This is a genomic window from Sphaerisporangium sp. NBC_01403 (assembly GCF_045040145.1).
In the GTDB taxonomy this organism is placed as follows: domain Bacteria; phylum Actinomycetota; class Actinomycetes; order Streptosporangiales; family Streptosporangiaceae; genus Sphaerisporangium; species Sphaerisporangium viridialbum.
On record NZ_CP109534.1, the window covers coordinates 8,590,831 to 8,605,555 of the forward strand.

The window sequence follows — 14,725 nt, forward strand, 5'->3', positions numbered from 1 at the left end:
AGGCTGGGGTGTTCCCCGTCTGAGACTTCACGCTGCTCCCTGGGAACGGATCGCTTCCGCCAGCTCGTACAGACCGGCCAGGTCGGCGCCGTCGGCGAGCAACGGCAGCTCGTAGTGCGGCGCCTTCGCCTCCGAGAGCGACTGCCTCTCGCGACGCTCCAGGTGGTTGCGGTGGGCGTGCTCGGCGATCTCCTCCGCGAGCGCCTCGGCGATCGCGGACGCGTCGGACGCGCCGTCGGCGAGCCCTGCGGCCTTGAGGCCGAGCGCCAGCTCACCGGGATCGAACCTGTCCTTCAACGCGGCGTCCAGGGTCGCCTCGGGCAGTAGCTCGGGCCTGACCATGTTGATGAAGATGCCGCCCACGGGCAGTTTGGCGGCACGGAGGTTGTCGATGCCGTCCAGGGTCTCCTGCACCGGCATCTCCTCCAGCAGCGTGACGAAGTGCACAGCGGTCTCGGGCGAGGCGACCACGCCGCGCACCAGGTCGGCGTGGTTCTTCACCGGGCCGATGCGGGCCAGACCGGCCACTTCCTGCGTCACGTTGAGGAACCTGGTGATACGGCCGGTAGGCGGCGCGTCCATGACGACGGCGTCATACGCCCGCCTTCCGGACTTGTCGCGGCGTCGTACGGCCTCACTGGTCTTGCCGGTGACGAGCACGTCCCGCAGGCCGGGGGCGATGGTGGTCGCGAAGTCGACGAGGCCGATCTTGTTCAGCGCCTTGCCGGCCCGCTTCATCCCGTAGAACATCTCGACGTACTCGAGCATCGCCTCTTCTGGGTCAATGGCGAGCGCGTACACGTCGCCGCCGCCCGGTGCCACGGCGATCTTCCGCTCCTCGTACGGCAGGGGCGGGGTGTCGAAGACCTGGGCGATGCCCTGGCGGCCTTCCACCTCGACGAGCAGCACCCTGCGGCCGCCCGCCGCGAGGGCAAGGGCCAGCGCGGCTGCCACCGTCGTCTTTCCGGTGCCACCCTTGCCGGTTACGACATGTAGCCGTACGCCGTCCCAATCGGTGTCGCGAGCGCTCACGTTCCGAAGGCTACCCAACGGTTACTTCGCGATTCGCCGTGCCCGGCTTTCTGAAGCGGGCTGCGACGCACCTCACACCCGGAGTGCCGGGGAAACTCGTTTTCCCTGGCTCCCTGACCGTCCGCGTAAAGGGAGGGCCCGACAATGGGGGCCGCACCGCGGAGGGGGCCCGGGATGATCGTGGATCGGCTCCGCTCATGCCGCCGCCACGGGGATGGGAAGCATGATCGGAACATTGTTCCAGGGGCTCCGCCGATCGTTGACGTTCCGGGTCTTGACCCGCTTTCTTCCAATTGTCGATCGCCGGCAAAAGGTCAATATGCGGATCGTCACAATGGCGGCGCACACCCACGGGGAACGGACGCCGTGACCGATGAGGTTGGAGGGAACAGGGGTAGCACCGCCACCTGACCACCTCTCTCCCGTCTACAGTGCCACCATGAAGCGCTACGAATATTCGACGGTCCCTCTGCTGACCCATGCCACCAAGCAGATCTTGGACAACTGGGGTCAGGACGGCTGGGAGCTCGTCACGGTCATCCCTGGTCCGAACCCCGAGCAGCTGGTCGCCTACATGAAGCGGGAAAAGGCATGAGCACCCCCGAGGAGCGCCTGGCGGAGCTGGGGCTGACCCTTCCGGAGGTCGTGAAGCCCCTGGCCGCCTACGTGCCGGCCGTGCGCACCGGTAACTACGTCTACACCTCCGGGCAGCTTCCCATGGTCGACGGCAAGCTCGGCCTCACCGGCAAGGTGGGCGCCGAGGTGGACCCCGACCAGGCCAAGGAGCAGGCCCGCATCTGCGCGCTGAACGCCCTGGCGGCGGTGGCCTCGGTCGCCGGTGACCTGTCGCAGATCGTGCGCGTCGTCAAGGTGGTCGGTTTCGTCGCCAGCGCCCCCGAGTTCACCGGGCAGCCGCACGTCGTGAACGGGGCCAGCGAGTTGCTCGGCGAGGTGCTCGGGGACGCGGGCCGCCATGCCCGCAGCGCCGTCGGGGTCGCCGCCCTGCCTCTGGGCGCATGCGTCGAGGTCGAGCTCATCGCCGAAGTGCGCTGACCGTGACACCATGGTCCGGCCGAGCTTGATTCGGTTGGATCACGGAGGTGGCATGAACGGCATCCCGCTGCCCGGCGAGTTCGGTGAGCGCGCCCGCGCGATCCTCGCGGGCGACATCACCCCCGTGCCCGCCAGAGACGCCGCGACCGTGGCGCTCCTGCGCCGCGTCCACGGCCTCGGCGGGCCCGGGGAGGCCGAAGGCGAGCTTGAGGTCTACATGATCCGGCGCAAGGCGAGCATGGCGTTCGCCGCCGGCGCCTACGTCTTCCCCGGCGGCTCGGTCGACCCTCGTGACGCCGACCAGACCGTCGCCTGGGCCGGGCCGGCGCCCGAGACCTGGGGCCGCCTGTTCGGGGCCGACACCGGCACCGCCCGCGGCCTGGTCTGCGCGGCCGTACGCGAGACCTTCGAGGAGTCCGGCGTCCTGCTGGCCGGGCCGAGCGCGGACACGGTCGTCGCCGACACCACGGGGGACGACTGGGAGGCCGACCGCGAGGCGCTGGTCGACCGGCGCCTGTCGCTCGGGGAGTTCCTGAACAAGCGGGGCCTGGTCCTGCGCGCCGACCTGCTCAGGCCCTGGTCGCACTGGATCACGCCCGAGGTCGAGCACAAGCGGTTCGACACGCGGTTCTTCGTGGCCGCGATGCCGCCCGGCCAGCGCACGCGCGACGTGGGCGGCGAGGCCGACCAGGTCGCGTGGCTGCCTCCCGCGCGGGCGCTCGGTCGCGCGAACGACGGCGAGATCTTCCTCATGCCCCCGACGATCCGCACCCTGACGGAGCTGGCGGCGTTCGACGACGTCGCCGCCGTGCTGGCGAGCGAGCGGCGGATCGTGACCTTCCAGCCCCGCGCGGCCGAGGTGGACGGCGAGATGTGGCTGGTCATCCCCGGCGAGGACTACAGAATGTCATGAGTGGTCTCCGAATCCCCCTGAGCGGCCCGGACGGGTCCGGTACGGCCCGTGCGACCAACCTGCTCGCGCCCAACGCCTCTCCGATGACCCTGGACGGCACGAACACCTGGGTCATCGGCGAGCCGGAGGCGCGGGCCGTCCTCGTCGTGGACCCCGGACCCGACGACGAGGAGCACCTTCTCAGGGTGGCGGGCCACCTCGCCGGTCGGCGCGTCGAGGCGATCCTCCTCACGCACGGGCACGAAGACCATAGCGGCGGAGCCAGGCGGTTCGCCGAGATGACCGGTGCCCCCGTACGGGCCCTGGACCCCCGGCACGTCCTCGGGGACGAAGGCCTGCGGGACGGGGACGTGGTGACGGCGGGCGGCGTCGAGCTCAGGGTCGTCGGCACACCAGGCCATTCGTTCGACTCGCTGTGCTTCTGGCTGCCGGGCGACGGGGCCATGCTGACCGGGGACACGATCCTCGGCCGGGGGACGACGGTGATCGCGCCCGACGGCGACCTGGCGGACTACCTGCGCAGCCTCGACCGCCTGCGGGCGAGCGCCGAGATCTTGGCGGCCACGGCCCTGCTGCCCGGGCATGGGCCGGTGCTGCCGGACCCGATCGCGGCGCTGGACGGCTATATCGCCCACCGGCGCGAGCGCCTTGACCAGATCCGGCGGGCCCGGCGAGAGGGCGCCAAGACACCGCGAGAGATCGTCAAGGTCGTCTACGCCGGGCTGGCCGAGGAGCTGTGGCCCGCCGCCGAGATGTCCGTACGGGCGCAGCTCGCCTACCTCGAACGGTTGTAGAGGCGGTCGGCGTCCATGATGACGACGGCCTTGGCCTCGATGCGCAGCCAGCCGCGCTGGGCGAAGTCGGCGAGGGCCTTGTTGACGGTCTCGCGCGAGGCGCCGACGTACTGTGCCAGCTCCTCCTGGGTGAGGTCGTGATGGACTCGCAGGCCTTCCTCGGTGCGCTGCCCGAAGCGCTCCGCGAGGTCGAGCAACGCCTTGCCGACCCGGCCGGGCACGTCGGTGAAGACGAGGTCCGCCATGACGTCGTTGGTGCGGCGCAGCCGCTGCGCGAGGGCGCGCAGCAGGTGGAGGGCCACCTCAGGACGTCCGGTCAGCCAGGGCCGCAGGTCGTCGTGGCCGAGACCGGCCAGGAGCACGTCGGTCAGGGCGATCGCGCTCGCCGTACGGGGGCGGGGGTCGAACAGGGACAGTTCGCCGAACATCTCGCTCGGGCCGAGCACGCTGAGCAGGTTCTCGCGGCCGTCGGGGGCGGTGCGGATTAATTTGATCTTGCCGTCCAGCACGACGTAAAGTCTGTCGCCCGTCTCGCCCTCGCTGAAGAGCGTCTGCCCCTTGTGGAGCTCCACCTCCGAGATGCCCGTACGGAGCGCGGCCGCGCTCTCACGGTCGAGCGCGGAGAACAAAGGGGCCTTGCCCAGCACATCGTCGGTATTCACCGTGCCTCCTCGCTCCAGTGGTCGCGCCAACACGACTGCGCTCCACACCTGGGATCGCGCTCACTGCTAGACATTGTGACGTACCGCACCAAGCGGGTCTCATGGAGCCCGTCCGCGTAGGCTGTCGGGGTGCCCCGCAAAGTAACCTCCGCTGGGGAGTCCCGGCTCGCTCTGGTGCGCCGAGCTCGGCGAATGACCCGAATCCTGGCGGAGACCTACCCCGATGCCCATTGCGAACTCGACTTCGGCAACCCGCTGGAGCTGCTGGTCGCAACGATCCTCTCAGCGCAGTGTACGGACAAAAGGGTCAATCTGGTTACTCCAGTACTTTTTGCCAAATACCGGACAGCCGCTGACTATGCGGGCGCCGACCGGGACGAGCTGGAGGAGATCATCCGCTCGACCGGGTTCTTCCGGGCCAAGGCGAACAGCATCATGGGCATGGCCCAGGCGCTCTGCGACCGTTACGGCGGCGAGGTGCCCGGCAAGCTCAAGGAGCTCGTCACGCTGCCGGGGGTCGGCAGGAAGACCGCCAACGTCGTGCTCGGCAACGCGTTCGACGTGCCCGGCATCACGGTGGACACGCACTTCCAGCGGCTCACCCGTCGCTTCGGATGGACGACGGAGACCGACCCGGTCAAGATCGAGCACGCCGTGGGCGACCTGATCCCGAAGAGCGAGTGGACCCAGATGTCCCACTACCTGATCTGGCACGGCCGCCGCGTCTGCCACGCCCGCAGGCCCGCCTGTGGTGTGTGCCCGCTGGCCGGTCTCTGCCCCTCGTACGGCGAGGGCCCGACCGACCCCGCGCAGGCGGCGAAGCTCGTCCGCACCGGCCCGTTCTCGTGACCGATCGGATGTGAGCCGCCCCGCTCCAGGGAAGTCGATGCCTCCTCGGGAAGCAGCCGGATACCGCTGATGTTGCTCCCCGCAGGAGGTATCGCATGACTGCGCCCGTGCCCGGCTGGCTGAACGACCTCGCGGTGAACGCCCTCGACCGTCCCGTCCCCCACCCCTTGCGACCCCCGCTCGACGGCGGGCGCCACGCGGCGGTCCTGCTGCTGTTCGGCGAGTCGGCCGACGGGCCGGACATCCTGCTCATCCAGCGCAGCGCGAAGGGGCGTAACCACGCGGGCCAGCCCGCGTTCCCCGGCGGAGGGGTGGATCCCGGCGACGGCGGCCCCGTGGGGGCGGCTCTGCGCGAGGCCGAGGAGGAGACGGGCCTGGACCCCGGCGGGGTGCACGTGATCGGCACGCTGCCGGAGCTGTACATCTGGCGCAGCGACAACCGGGTGACGCCCGTGCTGGGCTGGTGGCACACGCCGTGCGCGGTGCATGCCGCGTCGCCGGACGAGGTCGACGCGGTGGCGCGCGTGCCGGTCGCCGAGCTGGCCGACCCCGGCAACCGTCTGCGGCTGCGCTTCCCCGGCGGCCACGCCGCCGGGCCGGCCTTCCGGGTGCGGGGCATGCTCGTCTGGGGCTTCACGGCCGGCGTGCTCGACGACGTGCTGGCCGTCACAGGGTTCGAACGGCCCTGGGACGACGACCGCGTCGAGGACGTGCCGCCCGAGGTCCTCAGACTCGCCCGGCGCTGACCCTCCCCTAGGGAAGTATCAGGCCGAGCGCCGCCCAGTCGGCCACGTCGTCGTCGGGGTCTTTGGCCAGCCGCCGCAGCGCAGCGAGCCCGGCAGGGTCCGCCGGGCGGCCCAGGACGTGCGACAGCGCGTACGCCGCCCCGTAGCGCACGGTCGGGTCGTGGTGCGTGGCCAGCTCGATCACCGACGGCAGGGCCCTCGGGTCGCGCAGGTGCCCGAACGCGATCAGCACCGCGTGGAGCACCCGTACGTCGTCGTCCCCGGCGGCCAGGTAGCGCAGGACGGACAGGGTCTTGTCGACGAAGGGACGCTGCGGCGCGCCCAGCTCGCCGAGGATGTCCACGCCCAGCACCCGCTCGGCGCGGGAGTCGCTCGCGCAGAGCCTCCTGGCCTCGGTGAAGGTCTCGAGGTCGCCTCTCGCGTGAAGGGCGCCCACGGCCTTCCATCTGATCGGGCCGTCAGGGTCCTCGTCGGCCAGCGCGAGCTCGATCAGCTCGCCGACGCCGCGCGCGGCCAGGCCGTGGCTCGTGGGAAGGCCCGTGCCCTCCCACCGCGGATGCGCCCTCCCGGGGTCGTGCGGCCGTCCTAAGCTCGGCTCCCTGACGTTGCCTGGTGTCGGTTCGAGCACGTTTTCCCACCCCTGGTGTCGTTCCTCCATGTTCTCCGGCGCCGAACTTTCGGCCCCCGTTTCTCGCACGTCGGCGGATTCAGGGTTTCGTACGCTGGCTTGGCCGGATTCGTACGCGTTTTCCGAGTTTTGGCCGGTTGCATTCCCCGTGCCAGGCTCGTGCGGGTTTCCTGGGCCGGGCCGCGCGCCGGTGCCCGCGCTCCCGTGGGAGCGGCTCCTGGCGCCCGTGCCCGTGCCGGGGTGCCCGTCCGTACGCCTGTCGTTCGACCCCCCGATCGATACCATGCGGCAACGATATCGAGCCAACGGGTGCGCGGCGTGTGGCCGCGCTGGATACCGTTGAAGCGTGAGCGGCGATCTCCTCGACTTCATCCTGATTGTTCTCGTGATTGCCTTTGCCGTTTCCGGCTACCGGCAGGGCTTCATCATCGGGGCTTTCAGCTTCCTCGGTTTCGTCGGGGGAGGTTTTCTCGGGGTCCTGATCGCGCCGCCGATCGCCCATGCGGTCGTCAGCGCCTCCCCGGAGCAGGCGTTGCTCGCCATCGTGATCGTGTTCCTCGCGGCGGTCATCGGCCAGTTCGCGTCCTCCACGATCGGCGCGGTGGTGCGCAGCCACGTCACCTGGGAGCCCGCGCGCACGGTCGACGCGGTCGGCGGCACCTTCACCAGCGCGCTGTCCGTGCTCGTGATCGCGTGGCTGATCGGCTCGCTGCTCTCCGTGGCCCCCTTTCCCTGGCTTCGCCAGCAGACCAACGGCTCGCTCCTGCTGCAGACCGTCGACACGGCGATGCCCGAGCGGGCCAAGGACTGGCGGCTCTCCTTCAAGAAGTTCGTGGACACCTCGGAGTTCCCGCAGGTGTTCAACGCCATCGGCGGCGGCCAGTTCGTCGACGTGCCGCCGCCCGACGCGAGCGTGGTCAAGGGGCCCCAGCTCCAGAAGGCCCGGCGCGCGATCGTCAAGGTCCAGGGCACGGCGCCCGCCTGCCGCAAGCGCATCGAGGGCACCGGGTTCGTCTTCGCGCCGCACCGCATCATGACCAACGCGCACGTGGTCGCCGGGGTCACCCAGGAGCTCAGGATCACCGACGAGAACCGGGTGGGGCATGACGCCCAGGTCGTGCTCTACAACCCCGACAGGGACATCGCCATCCTGTACGTCCCCGACCTGGACGTTACGCCGCTGAAGTTCGACTACACGGCCGAGAGCCAGGACGACGCGATCATCGCGGGCTTCCCCAAGGGCAAGGGCTTCACCACCAAGCCGGCCCGCATCCGCATCAAGCAGAACGCCAAGGCCTCGGACATCTACTCGCGCAAGACCGTCACCCGCGAGGTCTACGCGATCCGCGGGCTGGTGCAGGCCGGCAACTCCGGCGGCCCCCTGCTCACCCCGACCGGCCAGGTGTACGGGGTGATCTTCGCCGCGGCGACCGACGAGCCGGACACCGGGTACGCGCTCACCGCTGCCGAGGTGCGGCCCGACGCCGACGACGGCAGCGGCGCCCTCGCTCGCGTCGACACCCAGGACTGCGACTAGCCGCGTCCCTTAAGGATCTCGGCCACGCGGGCGATCGCGGCGCCGGGATCGGACGCCGGCCGCTCCGCCAGCTCGCGGGCGGTGCGCACCATGTCGTCGAGGTCGAAGGGCCGAGGCGGCCGTCCCTCGTCCAGGAGCCCATATCGGGCGATGCTGTCGGCGCCGCGGTTGAGCAGGGTGGCCGCCCCTCGGGCGTTGCCCCGCTGGAGGTGGGTGAGCCCGACGCAGACCTGCGCCATGCCCTGCCATAGCTCGCGCTCCTCCGCGGGCCCGGTCTTCCAGCGGGCCTCCAGCACCTCGTGGGCGTGGAAGGGCCGCCCCTCGGCGAGGTAGCCGACCGCGTCCCTAACGGCCTCGTCCGCGCCGGGCGCGTAGTCGTCGGGGACGCGCTCCACGCCGGGCACGCCCTTGGGCAGGGGACGGCCCAGCGCGTCCCGGGGACGGGCGTTGCGCGGCCGTCCCGCGGGATCCCTGTCTCGCCTCACCGGCTGCCCGGTCACGGTGGCCTCCTCGCTTGGTTCCGGTGCCGTCATCTGTCGGGCTCGGGGTCGCCGAGCCAGCCCAGCAGCTCCGCGTCGAACTGCTCGGGGCGCTCCTCGTGCGGGAAGTGCCCGGCGCCCTCGATGAGCCGCCAGCGGTACGGCGCGGCGACGTACCTGCTGGACCCCTGGGCCGTACGCGGCAGCGTGCACGGGTCGAGCGAGCCGTGCATCTGCAGCGTCGGCATCTCGATCTCGGTGCGCATGAGCCTGCGGTATCGCATGCCGTCCGGCCTGACCTGCGAGCGGACGAACCAGCGGTGGTACTCCAGCGCGCAGTGGGCGACCGTGGGGATGCGGAAGACGTCGCGGTACGTGCCGGCGACCTCCTCCTCTGGCCACTCGGGACCCGACCAGGTGTCCAGCAGCTGCCCGACACGCGAGGCGTCGTCCTTGGTCAGCCGCCGCTCGGGAAGCCAGGGAAGCTGGGAGCCGAAGAGGTAGCCGCTGGCCCTGAGCTGCCCGAAGGGCTGGGTCAGCATGGCCTGGCGCAGCCGCAGGGGATGCGGGGCGGACACGGTGACCAGGCGGTGCACGGCCTTGGGGTCGGTCGCCCCCATCGTCCACGCCACCAGGCCGCCCCAGTCGTGGCCGACCACGACCGCGCACGTCTCGCCGAGCGCGCGGATCAGCCCCGAGACGCTGCCCGCCAGCGCGGGCAGGTCGTACCCCCGGGGCGGCTTGTCGCTCGCCCCGTACCCGCGCAGGTCGACCGCGACGGCCCGGTACCCGGCCTCGGGCAGGGAGACGAGCTGACGGCGCCAGGTCCACCAGAACTGCGGGAAGCCGTGCAGCAGCAGCACCAGCGGCCCCTCGCCGGCCTCCGCGATGTGGAACATGCCGTTCCCCGCGTGGACGGAACGATGGGTCCAGGGCCCGGGTATCCGGGCCAGCGACTCGTCGGGGCGCGCGCTCATGGCGTAGCTCACGGCCGGGGGCTCGTATGCCCGGGGTCGGGGACGGCGGCGGTCTCGGCGGTCACGGGCACGCGGTGGTGGCCGACCTGCCCCGCCGTGGGGCCGCGATACGGCTCGGGCACGCGCGTGGGGCCCGTGCCGACCTCGTCCTGCCTGCCGCCGTCCTTGAGGTTCTTCAGGCTCCGGGTGGTGCGCTTCATCCCGGCGAGGCCCTTGAGCCTGCGGTAGCCGACGAAGGCGAGCAGCAGGGCCATGATGAGGTAGAACGCGGTCACGATAGTGAACGCCAGCCATGGCATCATGCCGAGCTGCACGAGCCCGTACGCGATCGCGAACGACGCGAGGATCAGGCACAGGTGGAGCATGAACGCGGCCACGCCGAAGAGCCCGGCCGCTGTGCCTACCCGTTTCGCGTCGAACTTCAGCTCGGCCTTCGCCAGCTCGATCTCCGAGCGGACCAGGGTGGATATGTGGTGGCTCGCCTGGGCGACGAGGGCGCCGAGCGATTCCTCCTCGGGCGGAGCGGCCATGTGTGCTCTCCTAACGGAAATTCCGGACACATTCATCTTGTGCGATGGTGCTTATCGTCGCGCCTCGCCGCACGGTCCGCGGGTTCGGACGCGCACCTCAGGCGAGATCGCCGCGCGCTCCCCCCGGCACCGCGGCCCGACTCCTCCGACAGTCTGGCCAGAGCGTGCCGTACGGACAACCACGCGCCACCTGATATGCCGGGGAACTGCCCGATCGCGGGGCCGGCTATCACGATCACCAAAGATCCGTTCAGATCGGTCGGACTCCCGAACCAACCGGACATCTGGGCACTCCCCTCCCAAGACTACTGAACGTGATCGCCGTACGGTCGTGCCCGGCCGCGCGAGGGCTTTCGTCCTTCGCCGTCGAGGGTTGCTTCCCGGACGCGCGGAAGGCGCGGACCCGCAGCCGGATCCGCGCCTTCCCCGTGTGCCGGTGGATCAGTCCTCTGCCGAGGCCGAGGGGAGCTTCTCGGAGATGAGGTTCATCACCGAGCTGTCGGCCAGGGTGGTGACGTCGCCGATGCTGCGGTTCTCGGCCACGTCGCGGAGCAGGCGGCGCATGATCTTGCCGGAGCGGGTCTTGGGAAGCTCGGGCACGACCAGGATCTGGCGCGGCTTGGCGATCGGGCCGAGGGCCTTGGCCACGTGGTCGCGCAGTTCCTTGGCGATGTTCTCGCCCTCCTCGGCGCTGCCGCGCAGGATGACGAACGCCACGATGGCCTGGCCGGTGATCGGGTCGGTGGCGCCCACGACCGCGGCCTCGGCGACCTTCGGGTGCGACACCAGCGCCGACTCCACCTCGGTGGTCGAGATGTTGTGACCTGACACGAGCATGACGTCGTCGACCCGGCCGAGCAGCCACAGGTCGCCGTCCTCGTCGCGCTTGGCGCCGTCTCCGGGGAAGTACATCCCTTCGAAGCGCGACCAGTAGGTGTCGGCGTAGCGCTTGTCGTCGCCCCAGATGCCGCGGAGCATCGACGGCCACGGCTCGCGGACGACCAGGAAGCCGCCGCCGCCGTCGGGCACGGACTTGGCCTCGTCGTCGACCACGTCGGCCACGATGCCGGGCAGCGGGCGCATCGCGGCGCCGGGCTTGCCGGAGGTCACGCCCGGCAGCGGGCTGATCATGATGGCGCCCGTCTCGGTCTGCCACCAGGTGTCCACGACCGGGCTGCGGTTCCCGCCGATGTGCTCGCGGTACCAGACGTACGCCTCGGGGTTGATCGGCTCGCCGACGGATCCGAGGACGCGCAGGCTGGACATGTCGTACTTCGCGGGGATGTCGTCGCCCCACTTCATGAACGTGCGGATCGCGGTGGGCGCGGTGTACAGGATCGTCACGCCGTACTTCTGGACGATCTCCCAGAAACGGCCCCTGTGCGGCGTGTCGGGCGTGCCCTCGTAGATCACGCTGGTCGCCCCGTTGGCGAGGGGGCCGTACACGATGTAGGAGTGCCCGGTTACCCAGCCGATGTCTGCGGTGCACCAGTAGATGTCCGACTCCGGCTTGAGGTCGAACACCGCGTGGTGCGTCCAGGCGACCTGCGTGAGGTAGCCGCCGGTGGTGTGCAGGATGCCCTTCGGGTTACCGGTCGTGCCGCTGGTGTAGAGAATGTAGAGGGGATCCTCGGCGTCGTGCTGCACGGGCTCGTGCCGCTCGCTCTGCCGGTCGACCAGCTCGTGCCACCAGATGTCCTTCTCGGTCGCGGCGAGCTCCTGGCCGGTCCTGCGGACGACGAGCACGTGCTCGATGCCCGGGCACTCGGCGACGGCCTCGTCCACGGTCGGCTTGAGCGCGCTCGGCGCGCCCCTGCGGTAGCCGCCGTCCGCGGTGATGACGAGCTTGGCGTCGGCGTCCTTGATGCGCCCGCTGAGCGCGCTGGCGGAGAACCCGCCGAAGACGACCGAGTGGATCGCGCCGATGCGGGCGCAGGCCAGCATGGCGATCGGCAGCTCGGGGATCATCGGCATGTAGATCGCGACCCGGTCGCCCTTGCCCACGCCCAGCTCGGTGAGGGCGTTGGCGGCCTTGCTCACCTCGCGCAGCAGGTCAGAGTAGGTGAGCGTGCGGTTGTCGCCGTCGGGCTCGCCTTCCCAGTAGTACGCCACCTTGTCGCCGTTCCCCGCCTCGACGTGACGGTCGACGCAGTTGTAGGCGACGTTCAGCGTGCCGCCCAGGAACCACTTGGCGAAGGGGGGATTCCACTCCAGGGTGGTGTCCCAGCGCCGGCCCCAGCTCAGCCGGTCGGCCGCGCGCTCCCAGAAGCCGAGACGATCGGTCGCCGCCTCGTCGTAGGCGTCGGCCGTGACGTTCGCGGCCGCCGCCAGCTCTGCCGGGGGTGCGAAACGACGGGTCTCGTGCAGCAGGTTCGACAGCGTCTCCTGGGTCTCGCGACCAGGGGTTTCCGGGGCCACAACGTACTCCTTCACATGGCCTGGCTCGATTGGGCTGGGTCCCACTTCACCAGGCTGGGGGCGGCGGGGACAAGGGGTGCGACCGGCCGCGCCGGTCGGTGATCATGCCCGAAGCGGTTCACAACCGGCTTTACAGACAGTCACAAAAGCTGCGGATTCGTTGCGGGAATGATATCTAACAATAAATGTGACAGATGCAAGAGCGGCTTTCAGCGGGCCTCGTTGAACGGTCCGAACCGCGCGCCGAACGGTTCCCGCATTCGCCGGGCGCCACCCTTCCGCCCGTCTCTTGACTCCCCGATGGCGGACTTCTGAACCGCCTGCGACTTTGCTCACACTTCCCTGAACTTCCCTTGACCCTGTGTTGACCTGCACCGCTGCATGGCCGCGCCCTACTCGCGGGTAAAGTCGGGAGGCGTGAGCGACCCACTGGCTGTCATCGCCCGGCTTCCCGGCGTCCCCGAGGCCGTACAGGACGCGCGTACGGCCGTCGACCGACTCTACGGCCACCGCGTGCTGCGCCGACGCGGGCCCGAGGTGTCGGCCGAGTCCGCCCTGCGCGGCGCGCGGGCCTCCGCGGCGCTGGAGGGCGCCGACATCCCGCTGGAGTCACTGCGGTCGGGGACGGCGGAGTCGCCGGTCGCCCAAGGGGCCCTTCGGGCGTCTTCCGAGGTGGGGAGGCTTTCCAAGACCTGGCGTACGGCGCCGCGGCAGGTGCTCGCGCGCCTGCACGCCGTGGCCGCGGCGGACCTCCACCGCGTCGCCGAACCCGGTGGCGGGGGGCTGGCCGGTCCTGTCGTGGACGAAGACATGCTGGGACGGCCCCGAACCGGACCGGCGACATCCGACCCTCTCGGCCTCGGGCCGGCGCCCGGGGCGGAGGCCGCCGCGGCACGCATGGCCTCCCTCGTGACGCTCCTCACGACCCCCTCGAAGGCTCCCGCGCTGGTGCTCGCCGCGATCGTCCACGCCGAGCTGGTGGTGCTGCGCCCGTTCGGAACCGCCGACGGACTGGTGGCGAGGGCGGCGGAGCGGCTCACGCTCGTCGAGTTCGGCCTGGACCCCAAGTCCCTGGTGGCGGTCGAGGTCGGCCACGCCGATTCGGGAGAGGCGTACGGCGAGAGCCTCAGGGGGTACCTGAAGGGCACCTCGGAAGGCGTCGCGGGCTGGGTGCGGCACTGCGCCACGGCTGTGGAGCTCGGCGCCCGCGAGTCCACCGCCATCTGCGAGGCACTCCAGCGAGGCTGAGCGACGGCTCATGTCCTTCCGGGGCCTGGTGGGCCGCGCTCGGGCGATTTCGGTCGTGGCCTCGGCCGGGCGGGAGTCTCGCGGCGCTCGCATGCGGGGACACAGGAAGCTCTGACGATCCGTCGCGGGTGAGTGCGGCCAGGTGCGCCAGAATGCCGTCAGGAGATGAAATCTTGCACTCCTGGGCCGCGAACGCGAGCAACCTTTACACAAGCGAACGGCGTCCCTGGTCTGGGACGCCGTCGCCAGTACGCCACACCGGGTTACCAAGCGTGCACCTCAAATCGTCGGAGCGGGTCAAGCCCGTCTCGACGCGCCTCCCGCGGCTGGTCGCGCGTGGGTGCCCGGCGGCCGTACTCGGACACTCGGTCCGTGCCACCTTTCTACGTCCGATCCCGCCTGATGGGAACCCCCCGGAGCAAGACCTTTACTGAGTCGTGGAGGGGCGCGACCCCGGCGCGGACGGGGTGCCAAGCGGGCCGCGAATCCCTGCTGCGCCGCACTTGCCGACCTTCCTGACATCAGAGTGTGAAACCACCCCGATCACCGAGGGTGATCGGACTCCGGCGGCCGTTTTTCGCATACTTCCAGTAGCCGCTCCGCTACGGCGAAAAAAAACTAGTGAAAATCAGAGATTGCTCCTCGACGGAACTTGAGTTCATCGGGCACCATACGTTGGTGTCTACATGACAGAGGCGATCGTGCTTGGGTTAGCTTTTGCCGCTTCCTTGCCAGGCCTCGGTCAACGATGAAGGCTTTCTTCTAAAACGGGACCGGCTCTACCCCCCCGGAGCCGGACCGGTTGGCGACCCCCGCTCTCCCCCCCCCGGCGGGGGTCGCCCCTTTTCTCTGGGCACCC

The 14,725-nt window shown here is 70.4% G+C and carries 15 protein-coding genes; 8 read left to right on the forward strand and 7 right to left on the reverse strand.

Annotated features, from left to right (window positions below):
- Positions 1 to 27 precede the first annotated feature (27 nt).
- On the reverse strand, positions 28 to 1,032 hold the full coding sequence (locus OG589_RS38650; RefSeq protein ID WP_405143495.1) for an ArsA-related P-loop ATPase: 1,005 nt from the start codon (positions 1,030 to 1,032) through the stop codon (positions 28 to 30).
- Positions 1,033 to 1,471: 439 nt separating this feature from the next.
- On the opposite strand from OG589_RS38650, the gene OG589_RS38655 reads away from it, so the two are divergent.
- From OG589_RS38655 to OG589_RS38670, 4 genes are read left to right on the forward strand one after another with little or no spacing between them, the layout of a single operon-like run.
- Complete coding sequence (locus tag OG589_RS38655) at positions 1,472 to 1,627, forward strand: DUF4177 domain-containing protein (protein ID WP_344934403.1); 156 nt, start codon at positions 1,472 to 1,474, stop codon at positions 1,625 to 1,627.
- Positions 1,624 to 2,085 (forward strand): RidA family protein, encoded by a 462-nt coding sequence (locus tag OG589_RS38660; protein ID WP_405143496.1) that lies wholly within the window; start codon positions 1,624 to 1,626, stop codon positions 2,083 to 2,085. The genes OG589_RS38655 and OG589_RS38660 overlap by 4 nt, the downstream gene beginning before the upstream one ends.
- A 52-nt stretch (positions 2,086 to 2,137) precedes the next feature.
- Positions 2,138 to 2,998 (forward strand): NUDIX hydrolase, encoded by an 861-nt coding sequence (locus OG589_RS38665; protein ID WP_405143497.1) that lies wholly within the window; start codon positions 2,138 to 2,140, stop codon positions 2,996 to 2,998.
- Positions 2,995 to 3,792: an MBL fold metallo-hydrolase gene (locus OG589_RS38670; RefSeq protein ID WP_405143499.1), complete on the forward strand. Its 798-nt coding sequence runs from the start codon at positions 2,995 to 2,997 to the stop codon at positions 3,790 to 3,792. Before OG589_RS38665 ends, OG589_RS38670 begins: the two co-directional genes overlap by 4 nt.
- On the opposite strand, the gene OG589_RS38675 is transcribed toward OG589_RS38670, so the two are convergent.
- Positions 3,774 to 4,454 (reverse strand): Crp/Fnr family transcriptional regulator, encoded by a 681-nt coding sequence (locus OG589_RS38675; RefSeq protein ID WP_405143500.1) that lies wholly within the window; start codon positions 4,452 to 4,454, stop codon positions 3,774 to 3,776. The genes OG589_RS38670 and OG589_RS38675 overlap by 19 nt on opposite strands.
- Positions 4,455 to 4,646: 192 nt before the next feature.
- Between OG589_RS38675 and nth the strand changes: the two genes are divergently transcribed.
- Positions 4,647 to 5,303 (forward strand): endonuclease III, encoded by a 657-nt coding sequence (nth, locus tag OG589_RS38680; RefSeq protein WP_405143501.1) that lies wholly within the window; start codon positions 4,647 to 4,649, stop codon positions 5,301 to 5,303.
- 95 nt (positions 5,304 to 5,398) lie between these two features.
- Positions 5,399 to 6,049, forward strand: coding sequence for an NUDIX hydrolase (locus OG589_RS38685; protein ID WP_405143503.1), 651 nt, complete (start codon positions 5,399 to 5,401; stop codon positions 6,047 to 6,049).
- Positions 6,050 to 6,056: 7 nt separating this feature from the next.
- Here OG589_RS38685 and OG589_RS38690 read toward each other — a convergent pair whose 3' ends face one another.
- Entirely contained in the window at positions 6,057 to 6,677 is a 621-nt protein-coding gene (locus OG589_RS38690; RefSeq protein WP_405143505.1) for a HEAT repeat domain-containing protein, read from the reverse strand.
- A gap of 346 nt (positions 6,678 to 7,023) precedes the next feature.
- On the opposite strand from OG589_RS38690, the gene OG589_RS38695 reads away from it, so the two are divergent.
- A complete protein-coding gene (locus tag OG589_RS38695; protein WP_405143506.1) occupies positions 7,024 to 8,214 on the forward strand; it encodes a MarP family serine protease in 1,191 nt (396 codons plus the stop codon).
- On the opposite strand, the gene OG589_RS38700 is transcribed toward OG589_RS38695, so the two are convergent.
- The 4 genes from OG589_RS38700 to acs form a co-directional block, all read right to left on the reverse strand.
- Positions 8,211 to 8,714 (reverse strand): DUF309 domain-containing protein, encoded by a 504-nt coding sequence (locus OG589_RS38700; protein ID WP_405143507.1) that lies wholly within the window; start codon positions 8,712 to 8,714, stop codon positions 8,211 to 8,213. The two genes, OG589_RS38695 and OG589_RS38700, sit on opposite strands and share 4 nt — an antisense overlap.
- A 29-nt stretch (positions 8,715 to 8,743) precedes the next feature.
- Positions 8,744 to 9,670: an alpha/beta fold hydrolase gene (locus OG589_RS38705; RefSeq protein WP_405143508.1), complete on the reverse strand. Its 927-nt coding sequence runs from the start codon at positions 9,668 to 9,670 to the stop codon at positions 8,744 to 8,746.
- An 8-nt stretch (positions 9,671 to 9,678) separates the two neighbouring features.
- On the reverse strand, positions 9,679 to 10,200 hold the full coding sequence (locus OG589_RS38710) for a phage holin family protein (protein WP_405143509.1): 522 nt from the start codon (positions 10,198 to 10,200) through the stop codon (positions 9,679 to 9,681).
- Positions 10,201 to 10,641: 441 nt separating this feature from the next.
- Entirely contained in the window at positions 10,642 to 12,618 is a 1,977-nt protein-coding gene (gene acs / locus OG589_RS38715) for an acetate--CoA ligase (protein WP_405143510.1), read from the reverse strand.
- A gap of 417 nt (positions 12,619 to 13,035) precedes the next feature.
- On the opposite strand from acs, the gene OG589_RS38720 reads away from it, so the two are divergent.
- Positions 13,036 to 13,866 (forward strand): oxidoreductase, encoded by an 831-nt coding sequence (locus OG589_RS38720; RefSeq protein WP_405143511.1) that lies wholly within the window; start codon positions 13,036 to 13,038, stop codon positions 13,864 to 13,866.
- The last annotated feature ends 859 nt before the right edge of the window (positions 13,867 to 14,725 follow it).

What these genes read in the sequence shown, in the direction of transcription:
- OG589_RS38655 (WP_344934403.1), top strand. Translation starts at nt 1,472, where the DNA reads ATGAAGCGCTACGAATATTCGACGGTCCCTCTGCTGACCCATGCCACC.
- OG589_RS38660 (WP_405143496.1), top strand. Translation starts at nt 1,624, where the DNA reads ATGAGCACCCCCGAGGAGCGCCTGGCGGAGCTGGGGCTGACCCTTCCG.
- OG589_RS38665 (WP_405143497.1), top strand. Translation starts at nt 2,138, where the DNA reads ATGAACGGCATCCCGCTGCCCGGCGAGTTCGGTGAGCGCGCCCGCGCG.
- OG589_RS38670 (WP_405143499.1), top strand. Translation starts at nt 2,995, where the DNA reads ATGAGTGGTCTCCGAATCCCCCTGAGCGGCCCGGACGGGTCCGGTACG.
- nth (WP_405143501.1), top strand. Translation starts at nt 4,647, where the DNA reads ATGACCCGAATCCTGGCGGAGACCTACCCCGATGCCCATTGCGAACTC.
- OG589_RS38685 (WP_405143503.1), top strand. Translation starts at nt 5,399, where the DNA reads ATGACTGCGCCCGTGCCCGGCTGGCTGAACGACCTCGCGGTGAACGCC.
- OG589_RS38705 (WP_405143508.1), bottom strand. Translation starts at nt 9,670, where the DNA reads ATGAGCGCGCGCCCCGACGAGTCGCTGGCCCGGATACCCGGGCCCTGG.
- OG589_RS38710 (WP_405143509.1), bottom strand. Translation starts at nt 10,200, where the DNA reads ATGGCCGCTCCGCCCGAGGAGGAATCGCTCGGCGCCCTCGTCGCCCAG.